At 69.8% G+C, this 18,395-nt stretch carries 17 protein-coding genes; 7 read left to right on the plus strand and 10 right to left on the minus strand.

Features of this window, described 5'->3' with window-relative positions:
• Nucleotides 1-131: 131 nt before the first annotated feature.
• Both ACIBK0_RS08645 and ACIBK0_RS08650 read left to right on the plus strand, forming a co-directional pair.
• The gene (locus ACIBK0_RS08645; RefSeq protein ID WP_399077080.1) at nt 132-1,340 is read left to right on the plus strand and encodes a nucleotide sugar dehydrogenase; all 1,209 of its coding nucleotides are present in this window, start codon (nt 132-134) and stop codon (nt 1,338-1,340) included.
• Nucleotides 1,341-1,499: 159 nt separating this feature from the next.
• On the plus strand, nt 1,500-2,084 hold the full coding sequence (locus ACIBK0_RS08650; protein ID WP_399077082.1) for a hypothetical protein: 585 nt from the start codon (nt 1,500-1,502) through the stop codon (nt 2,082-2,084).
• Between the two features lie 74 nt (nt 2,085-2,158).
• Here the strand turns inward: ACIBK0_RS08650 and ACIBK0_RS08655 are convergent, their stop codons facing one another.
• The 4 genes from ACIBK0_RS08655 to ACIBK0_RS08670 form a co-directional block, all read right to left on the minus strand.
• The gene (locus tag ACIBK0_RS08655) at nt 2,159-3,283 is read right to left on the minus strand and encodes a GuaB3 family IMP dehydrogenase-related protein (protein WP_399077084.1); all 1,125 of its coding nucleotides are present in this window, start codon (nt 3,281-3,283) and stop codon (nt 2,159-2,161) included.
• Between the two features lie 126 nt (nt 3,284-3,409).
• Nucleotides 3,410-4,918: an IMP dehydrogenase gene (gene guaB / locus ACIBK0_RS08660; RefSeq protein ID WP_399077086.1), complete on the minus strand. Its 1,509-nt coding sequence runs from the start codon at nt 4,916-4,918 to the stop codon at nt 3,410-3,412.
• A gap of 346 nt (nt 4,919-5,264) precedes the next feature.
• Nucleotides 5,265-5,840 carry a sigma-70 family RNA polymerase sigma factor gene (locus ACIBK0_RS08665; RefSeq protein WP_060901477.1) on the minus strand — a complete coding sequence of 192 codons (576 nt, stop codon included), beginning with the start codon at nt 5,838-5,840 and terminating at the stop codon, nt 5,265-5,267.
• Nucleotides 5,841-6,108: 268 nt separating this feature from the next.
• Complete coding sequence (locus ACIBK0_RS08670) at nt 6,109-6,720, minus strand: response regulator transcription factor (protein ID WP_003948568.1); 612 nt, start codon at nt 6,718-6,720, stop codon at nt 6,109-6,111.
• Between the two features lie 389 nt (nt 6,721-7,109).
• On the opposite strand from ACIBK0_RS08670, the gene ACIBK0_RS08675 reads away from it, so the two are divergent.
• The gene (locus ACIBK0_RS08675; RefSeq protein WP_189190278.1) at nt 7,110-7,439 is read left to right on the plus strand and encodes a WhiB family transcriptional regulator; all 330 of its coding nucleotides are present in this window, start codon (nt 7,110-7,112) and stop codon (nt 7,437-7,439) included.
• Nucleotides 7,440-7,579: 140 nt separating this feature from the next.
• On the opposite strand, the gene ACIBK0_RS08680 is transcribed toward ACIBK0_RS08675, so the two are convergent.
• Nucleotides 7,580-8,476 carry a LysR family transcriptional regulator gene (locus ACIBK0_RS08680; protein WP_399077089.1) on the minus strand — a complete coding sequence of 299 codons (897 nt, stop codon included), beginning with the start codon at nt 8,474-8,476 and terminating at the stop codon, nt 7,580-7,582.
• A gap of 79 nt (nt 8,477-8,555) precedes the next feature.
• On the opposite strand from ACIBK0_RS08680, the gene ACIBK0_RS08685 reads away from it, so the two are divergent.
• The 3 genes from ACIBK0_RS08685 (at nt 8,556) to ACIBK0_RS08695 (ending at nt 10,933) form a co-directional block, all read left to right on the plus strand.
• Nucleotides 8,556-9,224, plus strand: coding sequence for an MOSC domain-containing protein (locus ACIBK0_RS08685; protein ID WP_399077091.1), 669 nt, complete (start codon nt 8,556-8,558; stop codon nt 9,222-9,224).
• Nucleotides 9,225-9,320: 96 nt separating this feature from the next.
• A complete protein-coding gene (locus ACIBK0_RS08690; protein ID WP_399077093.1) occupies nt 9,321-10,094 on the plus strand; it encodes an SDR family NAD(P)-dependent oxidoreductase in 774 nt (257 codons plus the stop codon).
• A gap of 131 nt (nt 10,095-10,225) precedes the next feature.
• On the plus strand, nt 10,226-10,933 hold the full coding sequence (locus ACIBK0_RS08695; RefSeq protein ID WP_399077095.1) for an ester cyclase: 708 nt from the start codon (nt 10,226-10,228) through the stop codon (nt 10,931-10,933).
• Nucleotides 10,934-10,995: 62 nt separating this feature from the next.
• Here the strand turns inward: ACIBK0_RS08695 and groL are convergent, their stop codons facing one another.
• The 4 genes from groL to ACIBK0_RS08715 form a co-directional block, all read right to left on the minus strand.
• A complete protein-coding gene (gene groL, locus ACIBK0_RS08700) occupies nt 10,996-12,624 on the minus strand; it encodes a chaperonin GroEL (protein ID WP_399077097.1) in 1,629 nt (542 codons plus the stop codon).
• A gap of 111 nt (nt 12,625-12,735) precedes the next feature.
• Complete coding sequence (groES, locus tag ACIBK0_RS08705) at nt 12,736-13,044, minus strand: co-chaperone GroES (RefSeq protein ID WP_077796719.1); 309 nt, start codon at nt 13,042-13,044, stop codon at nt 12,736-12,738.
• A 225-nt stretch (nt 13,045-13,269) separates the two neighbouring features.
• Nucleotides 13,270-14,061 carry a polysaccharide deacetylase family protein gene (locus tag ACIBK0_RS08710; RefSeq protein ID WP_399077100.1) on the minus strand — a complete coding sequence of 264 codons (792 nt, stop codon included), beginning with the start codon at nt 14,059-14,061 and terminating at the stop codon, nt 13,270-13,272.
• Nucleotides 14,058-15,026, minus strand: a complete 969-nt coding sequence (locus tag ACIBK0_RS08715; protein WP_399077102.1) for a polysaccharide deacetylase family protein — start codon at nt 15,024-15,026, stop codon at nt 14,058-14,060. Before ACIBK0_RS08715 ends, ACIBK0_RS08710 begins: the two co-directional genes overlap by 4 nt.
• Before the next feature lie 133 nt (nt 15,027-15,159).
• Here ACIBK0_RS08715 and ACIBK0_RS08720 point away from each other — a divergent pair, with 133 nt between their 5' ends.
• Entirely contained in the window at nt 15,160-16,359 is a 1,200-nt protein-coding gene (locus tag ACIBK0_RS08720; RefSeq protein ID WP_399077104.1) for a methyltransferase domain-containing protein, read from the plus strand.
• Here ACIBK0_RS08720 and ACIBK0_RS08725 read toward each other — a convergent pair.
• Nucleotides 16,337-18,364 (minus strand): cell wall-binding repeat-containing protein, encoded by a 2,028-nt coding sequence (locus tag ACIBK0_RS08725; RefSeq protein ID WP_399077106.1) that lies wholly within the window; start codon nt 18,362-18,364, stop codon nt 16,337-16,339. The genes ACIBK0_RS08720 and ACIBK0_RS08725 overlap by 23 nt on opposite strands.
• Nucleotides 18,365-18,395: the final 31 nt, after the last annotated feature.

The raw sequence follows: 18,395 nt of genomic DNA on the forward strand, positions 1-18,395 counted from the left end.
CAAGGAATCAAGGTCGAACAATCCAGCAAATCGGTCATATTTACTCCTAGTCTGACATTGCGCTCGCCCATCCTGTCCACAGGGCTTGCGCACCTGTCCCGCTTCGGTTACTGGGAAGGACGGCCCACGCCATGCCCGCAGATCTCGCCGTCATCGGACTCGGTCATCTCGGCCTGCCCCTGGCCCAGGCCGCCGTCGCCGCCGGCATCCCCACGCTCGGCTACAAAACGGGGCCGGAAGGCGGCTCCCTCACCCCCGCAGAACTGCGCCGGATGCTCTCGGGGGGCTTCCGGCCGACCACCAACCCGGCCGAACTCGGCCGTGTACGCACCGCGGTCATCTGCGCGCCGACCCCCAGGGGCGCTGACGGCGGCCTCGATCTGAGCCAGGTGGAGGCCGCCGCCCACACTCTGGCAGCGCGGCTGCGCCCGCACACCACGGTGATCCTGGAATCGCCCGTGCACCCCGGCACCACGGAGGAATTCCTCCGCCCGCTCCTCGAAGAGGGCTCCGGGCTGCGCGCGGGGCGCGACTTCCACCTCGCGTACTCACCGAGCCGGGTCGATCCGGGCAACCGCGACTTCGGTCCCTCCAACACTCCCAAGGTCATCGGCGGTCTGACCCCCGCGTGCACCGAGTCGGCCGCCGCCTTCTACGGCCGCCTCACCGACAAGGTGGTACGCGCGCGTGGACCACGCGAAGCGGAAACGGTCCAGCTCCTGGAGACCAACTACCGGCACGTCAACATCGCGCTCGTCAACGAGATGGCCGTGCTCTGCCACGACCTGGGCGTCGACCTGTGGGACGTCATCCGCTGCGCCGAGACCAAGCCGTTCGGCTTCCAGGCGTTCCGGCCGGGGCCCGGCGTCGGCGGCCACGGCATCCCCCAGGACCTGACCGGCCACTCGGGGCGCACTCTGCGGATGGTCGAACTGGCCCAGCAGGTCAACAACCACATGCCCCAGTACGTCATTCAGCGCGCTGCCACGCTCCTCAACGAGCACGGGAAGTCGGCCCGCGCCGCGCGCGTGCTCCTCCTCGGCGTCACCTACAAGCCCGACCTCGCCGACCAGCAGGGCTCCCCCGCCCACGAGATCGCGCTGCGCCTGATGGAACTCGGCGCGTCCGTCAGCTACCACGACCCGCACGTCCCGGCCTGGCGCGTCCTCGGTCACCCCGTCCCGCGCGCGGACTCCCTCTACGAGGCTGCGGCCGACGCCGACCTCACGATCCTGCTCCAGCAGCACCGCACCTACGACCTGCAAGGACTGTCCGTGAAGGCCCAGCTGCTGCTCGACACGCGGGGGGCTACCCCGACCGGGGCGGCGCACCGCCTCTGACCTCCCCGAAATCTCCTCACAGGTTGTCACTCCGGCCTGCTAATGTGCGGCAGCTCTCGCACACAAGTGCGCCCGCGTCCCGGGCGCCTCGGCTGTGCGCGTGCATCCGCTTGCATCCCTGGCGCACACACGTGCGCCGACGTCCCTGGGGGGAACCACATGAGTCAGTCGACTCCGCCGCCGTCCGGTCCGCCGGTCGACAACCCGTACGCCGGCCAGCCCGGCCAGCCGCCCGCCCCGCAGCCGGGCGCCGCCAACGCCGGCTTCCCGCAGCAGGGGGCCCCGCAGGGCGCGCCCCAGCCGGGCTTCCCCGTGGCCCCGGTCGCCCCGGCCGCTCCGGTGCGCGACAACCTCGGGCTCGGCCTTGTCGCCGCCATCGTTGCCGCCGTGGTCGCGGCTGGCGTCTACGGCGGCATCATCGGCCTCACCAAGCACGAGATCGGCTGGGCCGCCGTCGGCGTCGGCTTCCTGATCGGCCTCGCCGCAGGCCGTTTCGGCGGCCGCAACCAGATCCTGCCGATCGTCAGCGTGATCCTGTCGGTGGGCTCGGTCTACCTCGGCCAGCTGGTCGGCGAGGCCATGATCGGTGCCAAGGAAATCGGCCTCGGCTTCAGCGAGGTGTTCTTCGACCACTTCGACGTGGTCCAGGAGGCCTGGAAGGCCGAGGCCGACCCGCTGACCTTCGTCTTCTTCGCGATCGCCGCGTACGTGGCGTTCCAGAGCACGCGAAAGGCCGGTCAGTAGCCGCAAAGCGGTACGCGAAAGGGCCCGTCCACCACTCGGTGGACGGGCCCTTTCGCCGTATACGGGACGCGGGGTCAGCGCTTGTGCTGCGAGTCCGCGACCGTCACCTCGACACGCTGGAACTCCTTGAGCTCGCTGTAGCCGGTGGTGGCCATGGCGCGGCGGAGAGCGCCGAAGAAGTTCATGGAGCCGTCGGGGGTGTGCGAGGGGCCGGTGAGGACCTCCTCGATGGTGCCGACGGTGCCGAGGTCGACCTTCTTGCCGCGCGGCAGCTCCTCGTTGACCGCCTCCATGCCCCAGTGGTGACCCTTGCCGGGCCCGTCGGTGGCACGGGCCAGCGGGGAGCCCATCATCACGGAGTCGGCGCCGCAGGCGATCGCCTTGGGGAGGTCGCCGGACCAGCCGACACCGCCGTCGGCGATCACGTGCACATACCTGCCGCCGGACTCGTCCATGTAGTCGCGGCGGGCCGCGGCGACGTCCGCGACGGCGGTGGCCATCGGGACCTGGATGCCCAGTACGTTGCGCGTGGTGTGCGCGGCGCCGCCGCCGAAGCCGACGAGGACACCGGCCGCCCCGGTGCGCATCAGGTGCAGGGCGGCGGTGTACGTGGCGCAGCCGCCGACGATCACCGGGACGTCCAGCTCGTAGATGAACTGCTTCAGGTTCAGCGGCTCGGCGGCGCCGGAGACGTGCTCGGCCGACACCGTCGTACCGCGGATGACGAAGATGTCCACGCCCGCGTCCACGACGGCCTTGGAGAACTGCGCCGTGCGCTGCGGGGACAGGGCCGCGGCGGTGACGACGCCCGAGTCGCGCACCTCCTTGATGCGCTGCCCGATCAGCTCCTCCTTGATGGGAGCCGCGTAGATCTCCTGGAGGCGGCGGGTCGCGGTGTCCGCGTCCAGCTCGGCGATCTCGTCGAGCAGGGGCTGCGGGTCCTCGTACCTCGTCCACAGGCCTTCGAGGTTCAGAACGCCCAGGCCGCCCAGCTCGCCGATGCGGATCGCGGTGGCCGGGGAGACGACCGAGTCCATCGGGGCGGCCAGGAAAGGCAGCTCGAAGCGGTAGGCGTCGATCTGCCAGGCGATCGAGACCTCCTTCGGGTCTCGCGTACGGCGGCTCGGGACGACGGCGATGTCGTCGAAGGCGTACGCCCGGCGGCCGCGCTTGCCGCGCCCGATCTCGATCTCAGTCACGTGTGTGGCCTTTCCCTCTTCGCTTCTGCGCCTCCCAGTATCCCCGACGCCTACGCCAAGGGCGGCCCCGGAACCCCCGGGACCGCCCTGCACGCGCGCGTGGATGCCGTTTACGGCACCGTACGACTACTTGTTACGGCTGTAGTTCGGCGCCTCGACCGTCATCTGGATGTCGTGCGGATGGCTCTCCTTGAGACCCGCCGAGGTGATCCGGACGAACCGGCCGCGCTCCTGCAGCTCCGGAACAGTGCGGCCGCCGACATAGAACATCGACTGGCGCAGACCGCCGACCAGCTGGTGGACGACCGCGGAGAGCGGGCCGCGGTAGGGCACCTGGCCCTCGATGCCCTCGGGCACGAGCTTCTCGTCGGAGGCGACGCCCTCCTGGAAGTAGCGGTCCTTGGAGAAGGAGCGCTGCTCGCCACGGGACTGCATGGCGCCCAGGGAGCCCATGCCGCGGTACGACTTGAACTGCTTGCCGTTGATGAACAGCAGCTCGCCCGGAGACTCCTCGCAGCCCGCGAGCAGCGAGCCGAGCATCACCGTGTCGGCGCCCGCGACCAGGGCCTTCGCGATGTCACCGGAGTACTGCAGGCCACCGTCGCCGATGACCGGGACACCGGCCTCCTTGGCGGCGAGCGACGCTTCGTAGATGGCCGTCACCTGCGGTACGCCGATGCCGGCGACCACTCGGGTCGTACAGATGGAGCCGGGGCCGACGCCGACCTTGATGCCGTCGACGCCCGCGTCGATGAGCGCCTGGGCTCCGTCACGGGTGGCGATGTTGCCGCCGATGACGTCGACACCGGAGGAGTTCGACTTGATCTTGGCGACCATGTCGCCGACCAGGCGGGAGTGGCCGTGCGCGGTGTCGACGACGATGAAGTCGACGCCCGCCTCGATCAGGGCCTGGGCGCGCTCGAAGGCGTCACCGGCCACACCGACGGCCGCGCCGACGAGGAGACGGCCCTCGCCGTCCTTGGCGGCGTTCGGGTACTTCTCGGCCTTCACGAAGTCCTTGACCGTGATGAGGCCCTTGAGGACACCGGCGTCGTCGACCAGCGGAAGCTTCTCGATCTTGTGGCGGCGCAGCAGCTCCATCGCGTCGCTGCCCGAGATGCCGACCTTGCCGGTGACCAAGGGCATCGGCGTCATGACCTCGCGCACCTGGCGCGAGCGGTCGGTCTCGAAGGCCATGTCACGGTTGGTGACGATGCCGAGCAGCTTGCCGCCGCCGTCGGTCACCGGCACGCCGGAGATGCGGAACTTGGCGCAGATCGCGTCGGCCTCGGCGAGCGTCGCGTCCGGGTGCACCGTGATCGGGTCGGTGACCATGCCGGACTCGGAGCGCTTCACCAGGTCGACCTGGTTGGCCTGGCCCTCGATGGACAGGTTGCGGTGCAGTACGCCGACGCCGCCCTGGCGGGCCATCGCGATCGCCATGCGCGACTCGGTGACCTTGTCCATGGCGGCGGACAGCAGCGGGATGTTGACCCGTACGTTCTTCGAGATGTACGAGGCGGTGTCGATCTGGTCGGGCGCCATGTCCGACGCGCCCGGCAGCAGCAGCACGTCGTCGTAGGTCAGCCCGAGTGTCGCGAATTTGGCGGGCACTCCGTCGACGTTGGCAGTCATGACACCTTCCCCAAATGGCCTTGATCGGTGCGGATGTCCATGCTAACGGGAAGCATGGCTCTCTCATTCCACGGTTGAGGGTGGGCTTCGGCTTCGTATGTTCGTACGGAGTCGGTGTCATCCCCGTTCAGACCCGTGCCCCCCGGGGCCGCCCGGCCCCCGCTGGGGCCGCTCGGCGAGGGGTGGTCTTCGTCGGTCGGCTCCCCTCCGTCGCGACGGAGGGAACCAGCCGGTCCGGCTGAGCCCGGCTTGGCACCGCCCGACCGCGCCGTCTCGCTTCTCGCCGTCGCGGCGGGAAAAACCCGCCGTCCCGGCGGAAAGAGGGTCGCCGCCCCGGCGCGGTCCGCTACTGCTCCGCCAGCGCCCGCAGCCGGCTCAGCGCCCGGTGCTGCGCCACCCGGACCGCCCCGGGTGACATTCCCAACATCTGCCCGGTCTCCTCGGCCGTGAGGCCCACCGCGATGCGCAGCAGGAGCAGCTCGCGTTGGTTCTCGGGGAGGTTGGCCAGGAGTTTCTTGGCCCACTCGGCGTCGCTGCTGAGCAGGGCGCGCTCCTCGGGACCCAACGAGTCGTCCGGCCGCTCGGGCATCTCGTCCGAGGGGACGGCCGTCGAGCCGGGGTGACGCATCGCGGCGCGCTGCAGGTCGGCGACCTTGTGGGCGGCGATGGCGAAGACGAACGCTTCGAAGGGGCGTCCGGTGTCCTTGTAGCGCGGCAGCGCGAGGAGCACCGCGACGCAGACCTCCTGCGCCAGGTCCTCCACGAAGTGCCGCGCGTCACCCGGAAGTCGGGACAGACGGGTGCGGCAGTAGCGCAGCGCGAGGGGGTGTACATGGGCGAGCAGGTCGTGTGTGGCCTGCTCGTCGCCGTCGACCGCGCGATGGACGAGCGCACCGATCACCGTCGTCTCGTCGTCACGCATCGGTCCATGGTGCCTTGGCGTCGTCCGATCCGTGGCACCGCGTCCATAGTTGTGCACCGAAGCGTTATGAGCAGGTGCGCCGGAACTCATCTCCTGCGCCCTCCCCTTCCGCTCGCCCGACTCGTCCCCGAGGAACTCCACACCTCAAGGATGCGTCATCCGCCGGGAAACGGGGATCGGGCACCGAAGAGGCTCTCTCTGAGGGCCCGGCCCCACCCGCCGGATGGCGGGCAGGGGCTACTTCAGTCATACCCTCAATGCGGCTCACCTAGCGAACCAGGCCCCACCGGAATCCGAGCGCGACAGCATGCGCTCGGTCCGAGGCGCCGAGCTTCTTGAACAGCCGCCGGGCGTGCGTCTTGACGGTGTCCTCGGAGAGGAACAGCTCACGGCCGATCTCCGCGTTCGAGCGGCCGTGGCTCATGCCCTCCAGGACCTGGATCTCACGCGCGGTGAGCGTGGGCGCTGCGCCCATCTCGGCCGAGCGCAGTCTGCGCGGGGCGAGCCGCCAGGTGGGGTCGGCGAGCGCCTGCGTCACGGTCGCCCGCAGCTCCGCGCGGGAGGCGTCCTTGTGCAGATAGCCGCGGGCACCGGCCGCGACGGCGAGCGCCACGCCGTCCAGGTCCTCGGCGACGGTGAGCATGATGATGCGCGCACCGGGGTCGGCGGACAGCAGCCGCCTGACCGTCTCCACGCCGCCCAGTCCGGGCATGCGTACGTCCATCAGAATCAGGTCCGAACGGTCGGCACCCCAGCGGCGGAGGACTTCCTCGCCGTTGGCCGCCGTCGTCACACGCTCGACGCCGGGCACGGTCGCGACCGCGCGGCGGAGCGCCTCTCGGGCAAGCGGGGAGTCGTCGCAGACGAGGACGGATGTCATGGCCGCCCTCCGCAGCTGATGCGCGTCACCTTGAGCCTCCAGGCTGGTACGAATCGTCACCTGTGCGGTCGACACTCGCCGACGGATACTGCCGCCTGCCCGAGCGCTTGTTCCTTCAACCGCCTCGCACTCTCAACGATGGTCACTCGAAAGAGTTACGGGGCAGTCAGTCGTCATCGGCACTGTACGTGAGGGCGCGGACACGGTGCAGACATGCACGACGGACCCTCAATGTTTCATCACAACCTATGCCCCATTTAGCCTGTTTTCTTCCCCTTTGCTGGTGTCTGCGGCTAGATTCGCAATGAGTCATATTTTCATCTCCTTAGATCGTAGATGTACGGTCGATGGGCACAGAGCAGCCCAGAACGGCAACAAGGGGACACGCAATGGCAGATTTCTCCCGCCTTCCCGGTCCGAACGCGGATCTCTGGGACTGGCAGCTCCTCGCGGCCTGCCGCGGGGTCGACAGCTCGCTCTTCTTCCACCCGGAGGGCGAGCGCGGTGCGGCACGGAGCGCTCGTGAGAACTCGGCCAAGGAGGTCTGCATGAGGTGCCCGGTACGCGCGGAGTGCGCGGCGCACGCGCTGGCGGTGAGAGAGCCGTACGGCGTGTGGGGCGGGCTGACCGAGGACGAGCGCGAAGAGCTCATGGGGCGGGCGCGCAACCGGCTGGTCTCGGCGTCGACCACCGGAAGCGGTCACGCTTCGAACAACTGAAGGAACGTTTCTGCGCTTCAGGCGCACACGGGCACGCACGCGCGTGCCCTTATTTTCGCTACTACGGGGGCGCTTCCCCGGGCCACAGCCACTTCAGGGACGCTTCTCCCGGGCTCCAGGGGACAGCGAGCGGTACTTCGCTATCGCGCCGCGGCCCGCGCCAGCCGGTCCAGTGTCGCCGCGACCGCCGGCACCTGCGCCAGATCCGGCAGCGTGAGCGCGACGATCTCCCGTCGCACCGAGGGCTCCACCGTCACTGTCCGCGCCCCCTTGGGTCGTACGGACTCGATGGCGAGCTCCGGAAGGACGGCCACCCCAAGACCCGCGCCGACGAGGCCGACCACGGCCGGGTAGTCGTCGGTGGCGAAGTCGATGCGGGGCTCGAAGCCGGCACTGCGGCAGACCTCGACCAGTTGTCCGCGACAGCGCGGGCAGCCCGCGATCCACGACTCCCCGGCGAACTCACCGATGGCCACCGACTCCGCACGGGCGAGGCGGTGCCGCTCGGGCACCAGCCCGACGAGCCGGTCCGTCAGCAGCGGCCGCACGACCAGGTCGTCCCACTCCTCGATGCCTGCCGCGCCCTCGTACCGGAATGCCAGCGCGATGTCGCAGTCGCCGCCGCGGAGCTTTTCCACGGACTCCGGCGGTTCGGCCTCCTCCAGGGAGACGCGGGTGCCGGGGTGGGCGGCCCGCAGCGCGGCGAGGGCCGTCGGGACGAGCGTGGAGCTGCCGCTGGGAAAGGAGACGAGCCGGACCCGGCCGGCGCGCAGGCCCGCGATCGCGGCGACCTCCTCCTCGGCGGCCGTCAGTCCGGAGAGGATGCCCGCCGCGTGCCGGACCAGAGCCTCGCCCGCCTGCGTCAGGCGCATCTCGCGGCCGGTGCGGATCAGCAGGGGCGTGCCGACGGACGACTCCAGCGCCTTCATCTGCTGGCTGACAGCGGGCTGGGTGCAGCCCAGCTCGCGCCCTGCCGCCGAAAAGGAACCGGTGGCGGCGACGGCGCGCAGAACACGGAGATGACGGGCCTCGATCACCCTCCGAGCATAAGCGTGACTTGGGGGCGACGGCGAATATTGCGTAGCCGCTTTGGATGTTGTCCCCTAGCGTGGCGGCATGAAGCTTCTTTCCCTGAACCTGGGTCGTGCGCGGGCCGTCGAGTACACGGACCAGCCGGAGGGCGTGACCGGCATCGACAAACAGCCGGTCGAGGGGCCCGTTCGGGTGACCGCGCCGGGACCGAAGGGGGTCGGCGCGAGCGGTCTCGCCGGGGACGCGGTGTGCGACATGCGTCATCACGGCGGGGACGAGCAGGCCGTGTACGCGGTCGCGCGCGGGGACCTCGACGACTGGGAGCGCGAGCTCGGCCGGACCCTGCCGAACGGCGTGTTCGGCGAGAACCTCACGACGGAGGGGATCGACGTGTCCGGCGCGCGGATCGGCGAGCGCTGGCGGATCGGCTCCGATGTCGTCCTGGAGGTCACCTGCGGGCGCATCCCCTGCCGCACCTTCCAGGGGCACCTCGGCGAGAAGGGCTGGGTCAAGCGATTCACCGCGAAGGGCGCGCCCGGCGCGTATCTGCGGGTGATCGAGCCCGGCGAGATCCGCTCCGGCGACCCGATCGAGATCGTGCACCGGCCGGACCACGATGTCACGGTCGCTCTCCAGTTCCGCGCCGTCACGACCGAACAGGCGCTGCTGCCAAGGCTGTTGGCGGCGGGCGAGGCACTGCATCCGGAGTCGCGGGAGAAGGCGCGGAGGTACGTGGCGAAGTACGGCGGGTAGGACCCGGCCGACGGCCGTGCGCAGAACTCGTGGAGCAAGGCCGGGCGTTGGATGGCGGGGGCGCCGGGCGCCTGGTCAGGTCACTAATCTTGCGCCATGACAACGGCTCTGATTACGGGATCGACCGCGGGCATCGGCGCCGCCTTCGCGCGGCGACTGGCGGCTGACGGGCACAACCTCGTGCTGGTGGCACGCGATACGAAGCGGCTGGCCGAGCAGGCCACCGAACTGCATGACCGGCACGGCATCGAGGCGGAGGTGCTGACGGCGGACCTGGCGACCGACGACGGTATCGAGGCGGTGGCCACCCGCCTCGGCGACCGCAAGAACCCGGTCGACCTGCTGGTCAACAACGCGGGCTTCGGCAACAAGGGACGCTATCTCGACGTACCGATGGCCGACGAGCTGAAGATGCTCAAGGTGCACTGCGAGGCAGTGCTCCGGCTGACGTCGGCGGCGACCGAGGCGATGCGGGAGCGCGGCCGCGGCGGGGTCGTCAATGTCGCGTCGGTGGCCGCCTTCGTGCCGCGGGGTACGTACGGCGCGTCCAAGGCGTGGGTCGTGCAGTTCACGCAGGGCGCGGCGAAGGACCTGGCGGGCACTGGCGTACGGCTGATGGCGCTGGCCCCCGGGTTTGTGCGCACCGAGTTCCACGAGCGCGCCGGCATGGGCACGGACAACATCCCGAACTGGATGTGGCTCGACGCCGACAAGCTGGTCGCGGCGGCGCTCGCGGACCTGGCCCGCGGCAAGTCGCTGTCCATCCCGGACCCGCGCTACAAGGCGCTGATGGGGTTGGTGAAGGTGACGCCGCGGGCGCTGCTCGGCGGGATCTCGTCGAAGACGGGCCGGAAGTACGGACCGCAGTGACAACGGAAGTTGAAGGCGGAAGTACGCCCCTGGTGAGAGCCGGTGTGAAGTACACATGAGGTAGGTGGTGTCGCCCCTCCGGTGGGAAGATGAGGGTGTTCAACCGGACCCAGGGGGCCGGAGGCGGCGCCATGACATTCGTACAGCTCATCGACTGCAGGACCAGCCGGTTCGACGAGATGAACCAGCTGATGGACACATGGGTCGAACAGACCAAGGGCAAGCGGACCGCGACGCACAGCATGATCGCCAAGGACCGGTCCGACGCCACCCATTTCATAGAGATCGTGGAGTTCCCCTCGTACGAAGAGGCGATGCGGAACTCGAACCTTCCCGAGACGGACAGGATCTTCCAGGAGATGGTGGCGCTCTGCGACGAGATGCCGACGTTCACGGACCTGGACGTGGTCCGCGACGAGCAGCTCTACGCCGCCAACATCCGCAGGTTCTTCGAAACGGTGGCCACCAAGGGTGAGCTGCCACCGCTCAACGCCCTGATGGTGGAGGACTACCACGACCACGATCCCGCCAACGAGCAGGACACCATCGGACTCGACGCGATGCGGCGCGAGATCGGTATGTGGCGCGGCGGGTTCGACTTCGACTTCACGGTCGACGATCAGATCGCCCAAGGCGATCGCGTCTGCACGCGGTGGACCTGGAACGGCACCCACAACGGCGACTTCATGGGGATACCCGCGACCGGGCAGCAGGTCACCATGACCGGCACGACCGTCTTCCGGTGCGAGGAGGGCGGGAAGATCGTCGAGGGCTGGTGGCAGTACGACCGGCTCGGGCTGATGGCCCAACTCGGCGCGCTCGACGCGCTGGAGGCCTAGCACTCAAGGGAGAAGCCCCCGTACCCGGACCGGGAACGAGGGCTTCTTCATGAAGCGGTGCCTCAGTGGGAGTGCCCGTGGCCGTGGCCGTGACCGGCGTCGGCCTCCTCCTCGGCCGGCTTCTCGACGACCAGGGTCTCGGTCGTGAGGAGCAGGGAGGCGATGGAGGCGGCGTTCTCCAGGGCGGAGCGGGTGACCTTGACCGGGTCGATGACGCCGGCCTTGACCAGGTCGCCGTACTCGCCGGTGGCGGCGTTGAAGCCCTGGCCCTTGTCGAGCTCGGCGACCTTGGAGGTGATGACGTAACCCTCCAGGCCGGCGTTCTCGGCGATCCAGCGCAGCGGCTCGACGGCGGCACGGCGGACCACCGCGACACCCGTGGCCTCGTCGCCGGTCTTGCCGAGGTTGCCCTCGAGGACCTTCACGGCGTGGACGAGCGCGGAGCCACCACCGGAGACGATGCCCTCCTCGACCGCGGCGCGGGTCGCGGAGATGGCGTCCTCCAGACGGTGCTTCTTCTCCTTCAGCTCCACCTCGGTGGCGGCGCCGACCTTGATCACGCACACGCCGCCGGCCAGCTTCGCGAGGCGCTCCTGGAGCTTCTCGCGGTCCCAGTCGGAGTCGGTGTTCTCGATCTCGGCCTTGATCTGGTTGACGCGGCCGAGGACCTCCTCGGAGCTGCCGCCACCGTCGACGATGGTGGTGTCGTCCTTGGTGACGGTCACGCGGCGAGCGCTGCCGAGCACGTCCAGGCCGACCTGGTCGAGCTTGAGGCCGACCTCCTCGGCGATGACCTGACCACCGGTGAGGGTGGCGATGTCGCCGAGCATGGCCTTGCGGCGGTCACCGAAGCCGGGAGCCTTCACGGCAACGGCGTTGAAGGTGCCACGGATCTTGTTCACGACCAGGGTCGACAGGGCCTCGCCCTCGACGTCCTCGGCGATGATCAGCAGCGGCTTGGAGGCGTTGGACTGGATGACCTTCTCCAGCAGCGGCAGCAGGTCCTGGATGGAGCTGATCTTGCCCTGGTGGATGAGGATGTACGGGTCCTCGAGGACCGCCTCCATGCGCTCCTGGTCCGTCACGAAGTACGGCGACAGGTAGCCCTTGTCGAAGGCCATGCCCTCGGTGAAGTCCAGCTCCAGGCCGAAGGTGTTGGACTCCTCGACGGTGATGACACCGTCCTTGCCGACCTTGTCCATCGCCTCGGCGATGAGCTCGCCGACCTGCGGGTCCTGGGCGGACAGACCGGCGACGGCGGCGATGTCGGACTTCTCGTCGATCGGGCGCGCGGTGGCGAGGAGCTCGTCGGAGACGGCCTTGACCGCCGCGTCGATGCCCTTCTTCAGCAGCGCCGGGGAGGCACCCGCGGCGACGTTGCGCAGGCCCTCGCGCACGAGCGCCTGGGCGAGCACGGTGGCGGTGGTCGTACCGTCACCCGCGATGTCGTTGGTCTTGGTCGCCACCTCCTTCACCAGCTGGGCACCGAGGTTTTCGAACGGGTCGTCGACCTCGACCTCGCGGGCAATGGTGACACCGTCGTTGGTGATGGTGGGAGCGCCGAACTTCTTGTCGATGACGACGTTGCGGCCCTTGGGGCCGATCGTCACCTTCACCGTGTCGGCAAGCTTGTTGACGCCGCGCTCAAGGGCGCGACGGGCGTCCTCGTCGAACTTCAGGATCTTCGCCATGGAGCGATTCAGCCCTCTCGGAAACTTTGGGAGAAACGAACTGCGCCCCCAGCGCCCGGCTTTTGAAGGTCGCGGGGGCCAGGGGCGCAGTTCACTGCAAAACCGGGTGAATTACTTCTCGATGATCGCGAGCACGTCGCGAGCCGAGAGGACGAGGTACTCCTCGCCGTTGTACTTCACCTCGGTGCCGCCGTACTTGCTGTAGAGCACGACGTCGCCGACAGTGACGTCGAGCGGAAGACGGTTACCGTCCTCGAAGCGGCCCGGACCCACAGCAAGGACGACGCCCTCCTGGGGCTTCTCCTTCGCGGTGTCCGGGATGACCAGGCCAGAGGCCGTGGTCTGCTCGGCGTCGAGCGGCTGGACCACAATGCGGTCCTCGAGCGGCTTGATGGCAACCTTGGAGCTGGCGGTCGTCACGATCCGACCTCCCCCTTCGGAGATCTCACGGGGTTAACTGTCTGAGGTGGCGACCAGGTCGATCCGTCGTCGCGGGTGCCGGACCTGCCCGTCGCTACTGGCACTCTCCAGGGGGGAGTGCCAGACCTGAGACTATGACCGCGATTAGCACTCGGTCAAGCGGAGTGCCAGAAGCCTCCGGCGCGCCGCGATGTTTCTGGTCGCACCGGGTGGATGTGGGCGCCGTCAGAGGTAGTCCTCGAGACGGGCCACCGTGAATCCCTGCGCCTGGACACGACGCAGCAACCGGGTCGTCGACTCGCTGAGCGTGACGCCGTCCGTGTCCTGCGGACGGGCGAGGATGATGTCGCCGGGTCGCAGCCGGTCCCCCTCCGCGCACCGCAGCCTTTTCGCCCTCATCGACGCCCGCCACAGTACGACCGCAGCGACCCCGCAGTCCCCCGCCGCGCGCAACGTCGTGCGGTCGTACCTGCCGTACGGGGGCCGCAGCAGCCGGGGCCGGATGCCGAAGCGCTGTTTGAGCTTGACCTGCTGGCCGCAGATCTCGGCGCGCTGACCGACATACGGCAGGCCGCGCAGGGAGGCGTGGTCGAGGGTGTGGTTCTGCACGCTGGCGCCGACCGCGCGCAGCTGGGCGAAATGCCCGTACCCCGGCCCGACGACGCTGTCCGTGAGGAACATGCTGACCGGCAGCCGCAGTTCACGGACCATGTCGACGAACCGCGGATCGCGCTCGACGCCGTCGTCGTATGTCAGGAAGACCACCTTGTCGCGGGTGGGGACGTGGTCCACGACGGGCGGCAGCCCCGGACCCGCGGTGCGGGCGGTGGTCCGGACGGGCGGTCTCGGCGCCCTGGCGAGCGGGGCGGCGAGCCCCCAGCGGCGGTACGCCGACTCGCGTGGCCGTACCTTCTGTGCCGCCTTCTTGCCCAGCCGCTCGATCGGGTCGACGGACTGCGCGCAGCCGCTCAGGAGCGCGGCTGCGAGCAGCCCGGCGACCAGTCCCCGCACCCTCACAGGTAGTCCTCCAGGCGGGCCACCGCGTATCCCTCGTCCGTCACCTTCTTCATGAAGCGGCGCACCATGTCGGGCATCGTGCCCTTCCAGTCGTTCCGGCCGCGGAAGTGGGTGAGGACGATGTCGCCGGGGTGCAGGTCCTGGTCCCACTCGCGGTACTCCCAGTGGTCGACGAAGACCTCCTCGTCCCAGATGGGCGCGTACTTGATGCCGCAGGACTTGGCGGCGCGCAGGGTGTCCTGGTTGTAGTTGCCGTACGGGGGCCGGAAGACCGTGGGGCGCTTGCCGAACTGCCGTTTCATGATGGCCTGCATGCCGCAGATCTCGTCCTTCTGTTCCGCGTACGAGAGTCCGGGCAGGTAGGGGTGGTGAAGCGTGTGGTTGTTCAGCGTGACGCCCTGGTCGCGCATCTTCCGGAAGTACTGGTAGTCGTCCTTGATCAGGTAGTTGCTGAGGAAGGCGGTGTACGGGATCTTCAGATCGCTCATCATCCGCAGGAACTTCGGGTCCTTCTCCTCGCCGTCGTCGATGGTGAGGAAGACGACCTTGTCCTTGGTGGGGACGGTGGTGAAGACCGGGGGCAGGTCCAGCTCCTCCTGGTCGTCGACCTCGAACCCGTCGCGGGCCCTGATCACCGGCTTCCTGACGGGCGCCGGCGGGGCCGTCAGCGGCGTCCTGGCCAGTCCCCAGCGCTTGGCCGCGGCGGCCCGTTGGGCCTGCGCGAGGCGGAGCTTGACGGCGTACGAGTAGAGGGCACGGGCGGGGGGCGCCTTCATCGCCTGCTGACCGGGGGCCGGCCGCACGCCGTGACCGTCGGAGCAGCCGGAGACGAGGGCGGTGAGGGCGAGCACGGCGACCACACCGCGGGAACCGACTCCACCGCGGAAGCCGGCTCCACCGGGGGTACGGGCCCCCTTGCCGGATTCGGCACTCCCGCGGGCGCCGAATCCTCCGCGAAGCCCCATCCCCTTCGCCGCATTTTTATACTTTTGTCGTACAGGTCGCATGGCGCCGGATCCTCGCAGGTCATGCCCCACACGGCGCCCCGACACCGCCGCCGGAACGCGCAGCGTCCACCGACTGGCCCACAATGGCCCGGTGAACGACGTCTCCTTCGCCTCCCTGCTCACCCCCGAGGGCCGCGCCCTGCTCGACGAGGTGCGCGGCACCGAACCGGCGCAGGAGCTGGCCGTCGCCACCCGGCTGCGCCGCGAGCACCCGGCCGAGCTGGTCTCGGCGGCCCTCGGGCAGGCGCGGCTTCGGCAGCGGGCGGCGGCGAAGTTCGGGGCCGAGGACGCGGAGCGGATGTTCTTCACCCCGCACGGGGTCGAGCAGTCGACGCGGACCAGCGTGGCGACCTACCGCGCGGAGCGGTTCCGGGCGCTGGGCATTCGTTCCGTCGCCGACCTCTGCTGCGGCATCGGCGGCGACGCGATCGCGCTCGCCCGCGCCGGGATCCGGGTCCTCGCCGTCGACCGCGACCCGCTGACGGTGCGGGTCGCCCGCGCGAACGCCGACGCGCTCGGGCTCGCCGGCCTCATCGAGGTGCGCGAGGCGGATGTCACGGAGGTGGACACCGCGCAGTACGACGCGGTCTTCGTGGACCCGGCCCGGCGGGGCGGCCGTGGCCGGATCTTCGACCCGGAGGCTTACTCGCCCCCGCTGTCCTGGGCGGTCGGGACGGCCCTGAAGGCGCCGCTCGCCGCGCTGAAGATCGCCCCCGGCATCCCCCACGAGGCGGTCCCCGCCGAGGCGGAGGCCGAGTGGATCTCGGACGGCGGGGATGTGAAGGAGGCCGTGCTGTGGTTCGGCACGGAACCCGGTCTGGTGCGGGCCACGCTGCTGCCGGGACCGCGCGAGCTGCGCGGCCGTGGTCTCCCGAACCCCCGAGTCCGGCCGCCGGGACGCTACTTGTACGAGCCCGACGGCGCCGTCATCCGCGCCCATCTGGTCGCGGAGGTGGCCGAGGAGCTCGACGGCGGCTTGATCGACGAGACCATCGCGTACGTCACGGCGGACGAGCTGCGCCCGACGTCGTACGCCACCGCATACGAGATCACCGATCAACTCCACTTCAACGTGAAGAAGTTGAAGGCGCTGCTGCGGGAGCGGGAGGTCGGCGTCCTGACGGTGAAGAAGCGCGGGTCGGCCGTGGAACCGGAGGAGCTGCGGCGCAAGGCCCTGCCCAAGGCGCACGGTCCCGGATCCGCGACGGTGTTCCTCACACGGGTGGCGGGTGCCCCGACCATGCTGGTGGGGGCACCCGCGACGCCGGCTACTGGTGGTGGTCGGTCCTGAGCGAGACCAGGTCCGGCTCCGCGGCGGGCCGGAGCCCGGTGCCGGCGTGCGCCGACGGGGCCCCCGCGACCGGGCCGACCGAGGAGTACGAACTCGTCGCCGCCGGTGCGCCGTTGTAGTACGGCGTGTACTTCCACTGGCTGCTGCTCGCGCTGATCGCCGCGCCCGCGGAGTTCATCGCCGTCGTCGAGACCGAGCCGGTGCCGCCGAAGACCGCCAGGCCGTTGATGCTCGCGGCATCCCTGACCAGGTAGGACTTGGTGTCGGTGGAGAGCGTGCCGAGGTCCGTCCACAGCAGCGGGCCGAAGACGTTCATCGCGGAGGCGGCGGTGGTGCCGCCGCGCCAGCTGTCGCTGTACGCGAGCGCCGCACTGCTCGGCCCGCCCCACCACATCTTCGCGAGGGCGGCCGCGGTGCCCGCGTTGGTGGCGGCCGTGACCGGGTAATAGGTGTACGTCGAGGGCCAGTTGGAGAACGGCGTGTGGGTCAGCGCGTACTTCGCCGAGGTACCGACCGGGATCATGTAGGTGTCGTCCGGGTCGAGGCTGTTCAGGTACGACTTGACCGACGAGGTCAGCGTGTTGCCGTCGTTCACTACTACGGTGGCCTTGCCGGAGGTCCCGAGGGAGCCCGCCGCGGACGCGGCCGCGAGCGCCGAGTGGTAATCGGTGCCGGTGGCGATGAAGACGTAGTCCGGCGCGCTGGTGATGGACTTGGCGACGGCGACCGAGGTCGAGTAGCGCGAGGTGCCGGCCAGCCGCTTCGGGGTGAAGCCGAGCGAGGAGATCTTCGAGGAGACCGCGCTGCTGAGGATCGACGTGCCGCCGACGAGGTAGACCGTGGCGCCGGGCTTGAGGACCCGCTTCAGCTCCGCCTGCACGGGCGAGGAGACCGAGGTCGAGGGCGTCAGCAGGACCGGGCCGTGCCTCTTGCCCGCGAGGGCGGGGGCCGTCAGCGCGTACGACTGGCTGTCCTGGGAGACCAGCACGGCGGACGAGGCGTCCATCAGGCCCGCCTCGCTCTTGCCGACCGTGTTCCAGGTCCAGCGGGACCCGGCGATGTTGCTGCCGTAGACGTCGGCGCCCCAGATCCGGGCGACGGTGTTCTTGCGGAGCGGCTGCCAGGCGGGCGAACGGCCGCCCCACGGGAAGGGCTCGCCCTCCGTCACCGCGTCCGCGGTGATCGTCATGACGACGTTGCTCTCCTGGCGGCCGCCGCTGGTGGGCCGATTGAAGTGCACGACGAGCCGGTCGCTCGCGGGCGCCCAGGCGGGGGTGTCGTAGTCGCCGGTGTCGTTGGTCAGGCGGCGCTCGCCTGTGCCGTCGGTGTTGACCGAGAACAGCTGGCGGTACCCGTCGACGGAGCGGACGAACGCGACCTTGGTGCCGTCGGGCGAGAGGGCGGGCGAGCCGCCGTTCGCGACGAGCGTGGTCTGCGTCTTCGTCGCCGCGTCGTACAGCACGACGGACGGCGTCTTGGTGGTGCACGATCCGCCGTTGCGCTGGAAGACGAGACGTTTTCCGACCGCGTCGCCGCTCGGCAGCGTGTCGCAGCCGCCGGAGGCCAGCAGCCGGACTGGGGTGCTGCCGTCGGCGGCGATGGAGTACAGCTTGCTCGCCGCGGAGTAGACGATCTCGCGGCCGTAGGTCCAGTACGTCGGGTGCGACGCCGAGGGGCCGCTGTCGGCACCTTCGTAGACCGTCGTCCTGGTGCTGCCGGTGACGCTGATGGTCTGTAGTGATCCGGCGTCCTCGAGGACCACGCGGCTGCCGTCGGGCGACCACGCGGGCGACTCGTCGTCGGAGCCGTTGGAGATGCGCTTCTCGTCGTTGCCGGTGACGTCCATCGACATGATGCCGTCGTTGACCACGGCGATCCGGCCGTCGGCCGCCGGCCACCCGGCGACGTCGGCCGCCGCGCCCGGCGCCAGCGCGGTTGCGGTGCCGGCGGCGAGGGCCGTCACGGCGGTGAGCGCCAGGAGTCTGTGGCGCGCGGAGATTCTCATGGGTGTCCCCCCCAGGTAGCTGTGGGCTGCC

Origin of the sequence: Streptomyces sp. NPDC050564 (assembly GCF_044457265.1) — a bacterium.
Lineage (GTDB): Bacteria > Actinomycetota > Actinomycetes > Streptomycetales > Streptomycetaceae > Streptomyces.

Bases quoted from the DNA above. Each gene is read 5' to 3' on its own strand.
- ACIBK0_RS08645 (WP_399077080.1), top strand. From the start codon at position 132: ATGCCCGCAGATCTCGCCGTCATCGGACTCGGTCATCTCGGCCTGCCC.
- ACIBK0_RS08650 (WP_399077082.1), top strand. From the start codon at position 1,500: ATGAGTCAGTCGACTCCGCCGCCGTCCGGTCCGCCGGTCGACAACCCG.
- guaB (WP_399077086.1), bottom strand. From the start codon at position 4,918: ATGACTGCCAACGTCGACGGAGTGCCCGCCAAATTCGCGACACTCGGG.
- ACIBK0_RS08665 (WP_060901477.1), bottom strand. From the start codon at position 5,840: ATGCGTGACGACGAGACGACGGTGATCGGTGCGCTCGTCCATCGCGCG.
- ACIBK0_RS08670 (WP_003948568.1), bottom strand. From the start codon at position 6,720: ATGACATCCGTCCTCGTCTGCGACGACTCCCCGCTTGCCCGAGAGGCG.
- ACIBK0_RS08675 (WP_189190278.1), top strand. From the start codon at position 7,110: ATGGCAGATTTCTCCCGCCTTCCCGGTCCGAACGCGGATCTCTGGGAC.
- ACIBK0_RS08685 (WP_399077091.1), top strand. From the start codon at position 8,556: ATGAAGCTTCTTTCCCTGAACCTGGGTCGTGCGCGGGCCGTCGAGTAC.
- ACIBK0_RS08690 (WP_399077093.1), top strand. From the start codon at position 9,321: ATGACAACGGCTCTGATTACGGGATCGACCGCGGGCATCGGCGCCGCC.
- ACIBK0_RS08695 (WP_399077095.1), top strand. From the start codon at position 10,226: ATGACATTCGTACAGCTCATCGACTGCAGGACCAGCCGGTTCGACGAG.
- groL (WP_399077097.1), bottom strand. From the start codon at position 12,624: ATGGCGAAGATCCTGAAGTTCGACGAGGACGCCCGTCGCGCCCTTGAG.
- ACIBK0_RS08715 (WP_399077102.1), bottom strand. From the start codon at position 15,026: ATGGGGCTTCGCGGAGGATTCGGCGCCCGCGGGAGTGCCGAATCCGGC.
- ACIBK0_RS08725 (WP_399077106.1), bottom strand. From the start codon at position 18,364: ATGAGAATCTCCGCGCGCCACAGACTCCTGGCGCTCACCGCCGTGACG.